This is a genomic window from Luteibacter sp. RCC_6_2, assembly GCF_041360655.1.
Lineage (GTDB): Bacteria > Pseudomonadota > Gammaproteobacteria > Xanthomonadales > Rhodanobacteraceae > Luteibacter.
In genome coordinates this window covers 38,580-45,295 of sequence record NZ_JBFUPQ010000021.1, presented here as the reverse complement: position 1 = coordinate 45,295, position 6,716 = coordinate 38,580, and the positions used below count along the sequence as shown (strand labels likewise).

5 protein-coding genes and 1 pseudogene are annotated in these 6,716 nt (G+C 67.9%); 3 read left to right on the top strand and 3 right to left on the bottom strand.

Translation table 11 applies throughout. From position 1 onward, the window contains the following. Window positions 1–291: 291 nt before the first annotated feature. Window positions 292–2,307, bottom strand: coding sequence for a TonB-dependent receptor domain-containing protein (locus tag AB6730_RS18090; protein WP_371024987.1), 2,016 nt, complete (start codon window positions 2,305–2,307; stop codon window positions 292–294). An 85-nt stretch (window positions 2,308–2,392) separates the two neighbouring features. Between AB6730_RS18090 and AB6730_RS18085 the strand changes: the two genes are divergently transcribed. The 3 genes and pseudogenes from AB6730_RS18085 to AB6730_RS18075 all read left to right on the top strand — a co-directional run. Beyond that, window positions 2,393–2,839: a MerC domain-containing protein gene (locus AB6730_RS18085; protein ID WP_371024986.1), complete on the top strand. Its 447-nt coding sequence runs from the start codon at window positions 2,393–2,395 to the stop codon at window positions 2,837–2,839. Between the two features lie 37 nt (window positions 2,840–2,876). Continuing rightward, window positions 2,877–3,836 (top strand): cation diffusion facilitator family transporter, encoded by a 960-nt coding sequence (locus AB6730_RS18080; protein WP_371024985.1) that lies wholly within the window; start codon window positions 2,877–2,879, stop codon window positions 3,834–3,836. Window positions 3,837–3,917: 81 nt separating this feature from the next. Further along, window positions 3,918–3,986 (top strand): annotated as a pseudogene (locus AB6730_RS18075) (30S ribosomal protein THX); the annotation flags it as partial. Between the two features lie 144 nt (window positions 3,987–4,130). On the opposite strand, the gene AB6730_RS18070 reads toward AB6730_RS18075, so the two are convergent. Together AB6730_RS18070 and AB6730_RS18065 are read right to left on the bottom strand one after the other, a co-directional pair. Then, complete coding sequence (locus AB6730_RS18070; protein WP_371024984.1) at window positions 4,131–4,886, bottom strand: hypothetical protein; 756 nt, start codon at window positions 4,884–4,886, stop codon at window positions 4,131–4,133. 16 nt (window positions 4,887–4,902) lie between these two features. Continuing rightward, window positions 4,903–6,615, bottom strand: a complete 1,713-nt coding sequence (locus AB6730_RS18065; protein ID WP_371024983.1) for a hypothetical protein — start codon at window positions 6,613–6,615, stop codon at window positions 4,903–4,905. Window positions 6,616–6,716: the final 101 nt, after the last annotated feature.

Sequence of the window (6,716 nt, the reverse complement as noted above, 5' to 3'; positions counted from 1 at the left end):
GCCGGGTGCGGGGGTCTCACATGAAGGCGGCTTTCCTTTCCCGAGCGACGGTGTAACCGGAGCGACGAGGGTGGCGGTCGACGGCTCTGCCTCGCACCGCCAAGCGCGAGGGCGACGCCGAGCCGTGCAGAAGATACTGGCCCGCTGCCGCGGGATGGCCGCTGAAGCGGCTCCCACCAGGGGCGGCTCCGCCGGGTCGGCTACCACGAGAAAACGTGGGGCGCCCGGGTGGGCGCCCCACTTCGCTACCGGCCGCCCCGGGGAGGGAGGAGGGGCAGGGAGGCCGGGAACTCAGAAGTAGGCGCGGACGCCTACCGAAACGTTGCGACCGGGGAGCGGCGCGACGTCCTTGAACAACGACGTGGCGGGGCGCGCGGTCTGGTTGGTGAGGTTGTTGCCGTCGACGAAGGCTTCCCACTGGCTGCGGTCGTCGTTGACGAAGGTCCAGGCGAAGTGCGCGTTGACCAGCGTGTAGCCCGCCGTGTCCGTTTCGAACGCGGCGATCTTGTCCTGCTTCATGTAACGCACCGCGCCGAGGCTGGCGCGCAGGCTGTCGGCGCTCCAGCTCAGCGTGGAGCCGACGCGGCCGGCCGGGATGCGCGGCACGTTGCCGCCGCCGTCCGCGAGCGTCGCGCGCACGGTGTCGCCGAAGACGCGCAGGTCCCAGTTGCCGGAGGTGCCTTTCGACAAGTGGAAGGTGGCCTCGGCTTCCGCACCGCGGAACGTCGCATCGTTCTGCGACCAGAGGCGCACGGGCAGATCGTCTTCCACGTCGCCCGTGTCGGCCAGGTAGATGAAGTTCTTGTACTTGTTGTAGTACACGGCGACCTTGCCTTCGACGACATCGCCATGGAAGTGCAGGCCGAGTTCCGCCTGGTTGGACTTTTCCTTGCCGAGGTCGCTGCCGATCTCGAACGTATTGGATGCCGCGTGCGGCCCGTTGGCGAAGAGTTCTTCCTCGGACGGTGCGCGCTCGGCGTGGTCGAGGTTCAACGACAGGTGCCACTGTTCGGCGAAACGCCAGGCGACGCCGGCGGAGAAACTGTTCGGACTGAAGTCGCGCTTCGGCCCGTTCTCCGGATCGACGCTCTGTTTGTCGTGGCGCGCACCGAGTTCGATCTTCACCGGGCCGAACTCGCGTTGTTCGGTGAGGAAGACGCCGACGCCATCGGTGACCGTGGGCGGGACGAAGGTTTCCTCGCCGACGGCGGAGAATTGCCGGTGCTGGGTCTGCACGCCGAACGCGCCTTCCCATCCGCCGAGTGGATCGTGCGTGACGACGAGACGACCCTGGTTGCTGTCGGTCGAAAACGTGGTGCCCGGCACGTCGCCTTCGAATTCCACGTGCTGGTAGGCGCCGTGGCCGAGACTGAATTCGACCTTGCTGATGCCATCGATGGGCTGCACGAGGCCACCTTTCAGGGTGTAGTTCGTCTGCGCCATCTTGATGTGGACGGGATCTTCGCCTTCGGCCGGATCGCCCGGTTCGGCGGGGCTGCCGTAAAGATCCATGAAGCGCGAGACGGACAGGCCGACGTAACCCCACGAGCCGAGCAAGGATGCGCCGACCGAGCCGGAGGTGGTCTTCACCGCGCTATTGGCGAGGGTGCCGCCGGGGATGTCGTAATCCTCGTTGTCCCGGCGCATGCCGTCGACATGGATGGCGAAGGTGTCGTTGCCCGCATCGAGGCGGAGCAGACCGGTATGACCATCGGAGACGGAGTCGTGGCGCACTTCGGCGCGGCCCGCGAAACCATTGTCCGGCGCCTTCTCCGGAATGCGGCCATCGACGACGTTCACGACGCCGCCGATCGCGCCCGAGCCGTAGAGCAGGGTGGCGGGGCCTTTCAGCACCTCGATCTGGTCGGCGAGGAACGGTTCCAGTGTCACCGCGTGGTCCTGGCTCACGTTGGAGACGTCCTGCGACGACAGGCCGTTCTCGAGAACCGCGACGCGAGGGCCGTCCAGGCCACGGATCACCGGGCGGCCCACGGCCGTTCCCAGCGCGGAACTCTGCACGCCCGGAATGGAGGAAACCGTTTCGCCCAGCGAGACACCCTTGGCGTCGTCGAGCGCCGAACCCGCCAGCACGGCCACGGGCGCCACGATCTGGTCCGCGTTCTGGCCCAGCGGCACGGCGTTGACCACGATGCCGTCGAGCTTCTCGGCGTTCTTGCGGCTCTTGCCCGGGGCCTCCTTGGCGTCCGCGGCGGGGGCCGTGGCGTCCTGGGTCGTGTCGTCGGCCATGGCGGGCAGGGCCGCACCGCAGGTGGCGGCGATGGTCAGGGCGAGGAAGGTTCGGCGCATCGGGTGGAACTCCGTTTGGGTTTCGCAATGTTATAAAGTATCATCGCTTGCCTCGACCTGTGCAACTAGTCACGCTATGTCCCCCATGACCGATCCGTCCGTCACCCCTGAAGTCCCCCGCCGTTGGTGGCACGCCGCCGATCGCCTCGGCGCGACGGCCTCTTTCCTCTGCGCGATCCATTGCGCGGCGCTGCCCTTCGTCATCGCGTTGCTGCCGGTGCTGGGGCTGTCGTTCCTGGCCGACCATCGCTTCGAAGCGGGCTTCGTCGTCTTCGCCTGCCTGCTGGCCAGCGTGGCGCTCGTTTCCGGATTTCGCCGCCATCGCCGGCGCTTGCCGCTGGTCCTGGCCGTGCCGGGTCTCGTGCTCCTGCTGCTCGGTGTCACGTTCCTGCATGGCAATTCGTTGTTCGTGCACAGCGTGCTGGTGACCTGCGGCGGGTTCCTCGTCGCCGCCGCGCATTTCGTCAACCTGAAGGTCGATCGCAGTGGCCATGCGGGGCACATCCATGGGCCGTCCTGCGCGCACCCGTGATTGTGTAACCGCCGCCGGATTACCTAGCCTTCGCCCCATGTCACACGACCACGCCCATTCGCACGTCCATGCCCATGGACACGTGCACGATCACGCCGAGGGCGGGAACGAGCGCAAGCTGCTGTTCGCCTTCGTACTGACCACCGTGATGCTGATCGCCGAGGCGGTCGGCGGCGTGTGGTCGGGTTCACTGGCGCTGCTGGCGGATTCCGGACACATGCTGGTCGACGCGCTGGCGCTGTTGCTGGCCTTCCTCGGTGCCAGGTTCGCGGCGCGCCCGGCCGATGCGCGCCGTACCTACGGTTACGGGCGCATCGAGGTGCTGGCCGGCTTCGTCAACGCGCTCACCCAGTTCGCCCTGGTCGCCTTCATCGTGTTCGAAGCGATCCAGCGGTTGTTTTCGCCGCAGCCGATCCTGTCCGGCGTGATGCTGGTGGTGGCCGTGTTGGGCCTGGTCGCCAACGTCGTGGTGTTGCGCACCTTGCATGGCCACGATCCGGACGACGTGAACATCGCCGGCGCCAGCCTGCACGTGCTGGGCGACCTGCTCGGCTCGGTGGCCGCGGTACTGGCCGCGCTGGCGGTGCGTTGGCTCGACTGGAACTGGGCGGACCCGCTGCTTTCGGTACTCGTTTCGCTCCTGATCCTTCGCAGCGCGTGGTCGTTGGTGCGCCGTTCGGGACATATCCTGCTGGAGGGCATTCCCGAGGGCATCGATCTTGCCGATGTGCAGCGCGAGTTGCATTCGGCCGATCCGGGCATCGTCAACATCCACCACCTGCACGTCTGGCAGGTGACCGCCGGTTCGCGCATGGCCACCTTGCACGCGGAACTGACGCCCGGAACCGGCCAGTCCGACCAGGCCCGGGTGCTGGGCGCGATCAAGGCCATGCTCAGCGAGCGCTGGCGCGTCGAACACGCCACCGTCCAGTTCGATCCGGGTCCCTGTCCCGACGAGCGGGAAGGATGCGGCAAGGGCGGCCGCCACGTTCACTGAACGGGCACCCTTGCGCTTTACGCGGCCGCTGCTACGATGATCGGCCGTTTCTCTCCCTCATTACGAATCAAGGAGTTTCCCATGGGCAAGGGCGACCGCCGCACCCGTCGCGGCAAGATCTACCGTTCCAGCTATGGCAAAGCCCGTCCGCACGTCGATGTCGTGACTGGCGTCGCCGTGGCCAAGCCGGCCGCTGCCAAGCCCGCCGCCGCCAAGAAGGCCGCGCCGCGCAAGAAGGCCTGAGTCTTCGGTAGCGTGAGACGAGAAGCCCCGCCATGCGGGGCTTTTTCGTCGTTACAGTTCCAGCCGTTCCGCGAACTCGAAGCGGCTGTCGGCCGGTGCGGCTACGACGTTCTGCTGGACCAGGCCCGGGAAGATGTTCGCATCCACGCCGGCATGGTTGTCCGCATTGTACAGGTAGGGCACGTGCGACCACGCGCGGTAACCCAGCGCCTTGATCGCCGCGACTTCGGCCTCGGCGGTGTCCATGCCTGAAAGGCGTGCATAGACCAGCGGGCGATGCGTGCGCAGCGTCTCGGTGGCGCCCGCGAGGACGTCGGCCAAAGCGTTTGGCTGGTTCACCTTGAGCAGGTGCAGCGCGTCGAGCCGCAGGCTGTCGATGGTCGCCATGCGAACCTTTTCGTCGGCGTCCTTGCGTGTGCCGGGCACCAGGCTGCCCAGCGACGACGACCCTTTGCCACGGCCCAGCCACACCGCGTGGGTGAAGACGTTGTCGAGGCCGTTGATCGCCACGTTCGCGCAAACCTGCTGGAAGTGGATGCGGCGTGGTTCCGCTACGTGCACCTGGCCGAGCGGACCGACCGCCTGCGCCATCCACAACGCGTGCGCGGCGAAGTCGCCGCCGAATTCGAGCACCGTCTGGCCTTCCTCGATCAGCCCGCTCAGCAGCATGGCCTCGTGTTCGGCCCATTCACCGTAGAGCTGCAGCGATCGTGCCACCGCGTTGTTCGCCGTGACCGCGGTGGCGAGGCCGTAGCGGGTCTGCCAGAAAGGCAGGATCGGGTCGTTCGTGGCGTGCTTCATGCTCATGGGGACTCGTGTGGATTCAGAGGGTGGAACGGGCGATGGCCAATTGGCGAAGCGACTGCGCGAGCGCGGCGGCGTCATGGTCGAGGTCGTCGGCCCAGCGGCGGCAGGCGTCTTGCCAGAGCCGGACGACACGATCCTCGGCGGCATCCGCGCGGCAGATGGCCTCGCACCACGCGGCGGCGCCGGCGTGGTCGCCGCCGCGCAACCGTGCTTCGGCGACGGCGGTGCGCGCGGTCGAGGGCACGGGCCCCGCGGCTTCGAGGCTAAGGCCGAGTGCGGCGGTGACGCTTGCCTGCGCGGCGTGTTCGGGCAGGGCGTCATAGGTCAGCTGGATGTCCAGGCGGCAGGCCAGCGCGTCGACGCGCCACGCCGGGTCGTGTTCCGCCAGGAAGGCGTGGAGCAGGGCGTGCGAACAGGCCGCGGCCGCTTCCTCCGCGACAAGCAGGCGCGCCCGTTGTTGCGCGGTGCGCGCGACGAGCAAGGCGGTTTCCGCTTCGGCACGACGCGCATGCGCGTCGTCGAGCAATGATTGCGCGCGTTCGAGGTCGGGCAGGCGCTCCGCGGGCTTGCGTGTGCTCGCGCGGTGCAGCCATGTCTCGCCGCGCCGGCGCAGAGCGCGCATCGCCGCATCCGGGCCGATGGCGGCGAGACGGTCGCAATAGCGTTCGGCTTCGTCGAGGCGCGTTGCCGCGGCCGCGCCGAACAGCCACGACGCCCAGGCGAGTTGGACGTCGATGCAGGCATCGAGGGCCAGCGGATGATCGCAGCGGGGATCGTGTGCGAGGCGCGCCAGCAGGTCTCGCGAGGCGAACAGGCGGTTGGCGCCGGACAGGCGTCCGATGCATGCCAACCGGAACCGGATCGAGCGCGCGAAGCCATGCGGTTCTTCCCCGGCGTCTTTCTCGATCGTGATAAGCAGGCGTTCCGCGTCGCGCTGTGGCAAGTCGCGTGCACGATGCATGCGCAAGGCGGGGAGCAACCAGCGCGCCAGCCGCGCGTCCTCGTCGTCATGGTGTGCCTGGGCAACGAGGATGTCTTCCCAGGCTTGCTCCGCGACGCTCGTCGTTCCGCTGCAACGGAGGTCGGGAAAGCGCTCGTCGCCCACCAGGTGCAACGTGGCCAGCGGGTCCGCTGTGGAGAGCCGTTCGCGCAAATCACCTCGTGGACCGATGGATGCGGGCATCGGGGCGTCGATGGCCGGGCCGTCATCTGGCGGAGGCGGCACGAGCAGGTCCACCGGTTGGCCGGTCATGTGCAGGTCCGGCGTTTCATACGCGGATCGCTTGTACACCCAAGCCGGCGACGCGGGCGGACGGTCGGCGAAATGGTCGGCTATGGACGGAGCATCCTCGACGGTACGTCGCCGTGCGCGCCGTCGCGACATGGTCAGCAACAGCATGGCGGCCGTGCCGGTGCCCACCCCGCCGAGGGCGATGAATGGCCAGCCGGCGATGGCCCAGGCGGCGGGGGCAGGGGGTTCGGTGTGCACGTACGGCGTCGCGATGCGCCGGGTGGTCTTCGGACGGTCGGGGGCGGGTGCCTCCATGATCGTCGCAAAATCGACCGGTTGGGATGCTTCCATGGCATCGAGCATGCGCGCGACGTCGCGCATCTGCCGCGCATGCCGGGAACGCTGTTCTTCCTCTTCGCGCGTGTCGCCACAGGCACCGGTGACGGATGCCAGGAGCACGAGGCATGCGATGCGCGCGACGACGAGGCGATCCCGCAAGCGGGATGACGGTGAACCCTTCAACGATGTTCCTGACAATCCTTGGATGCCCGCGCGGCTAGCGCCAAGGCAACATCGATGATAGGTGCCGGGTCCTTCCG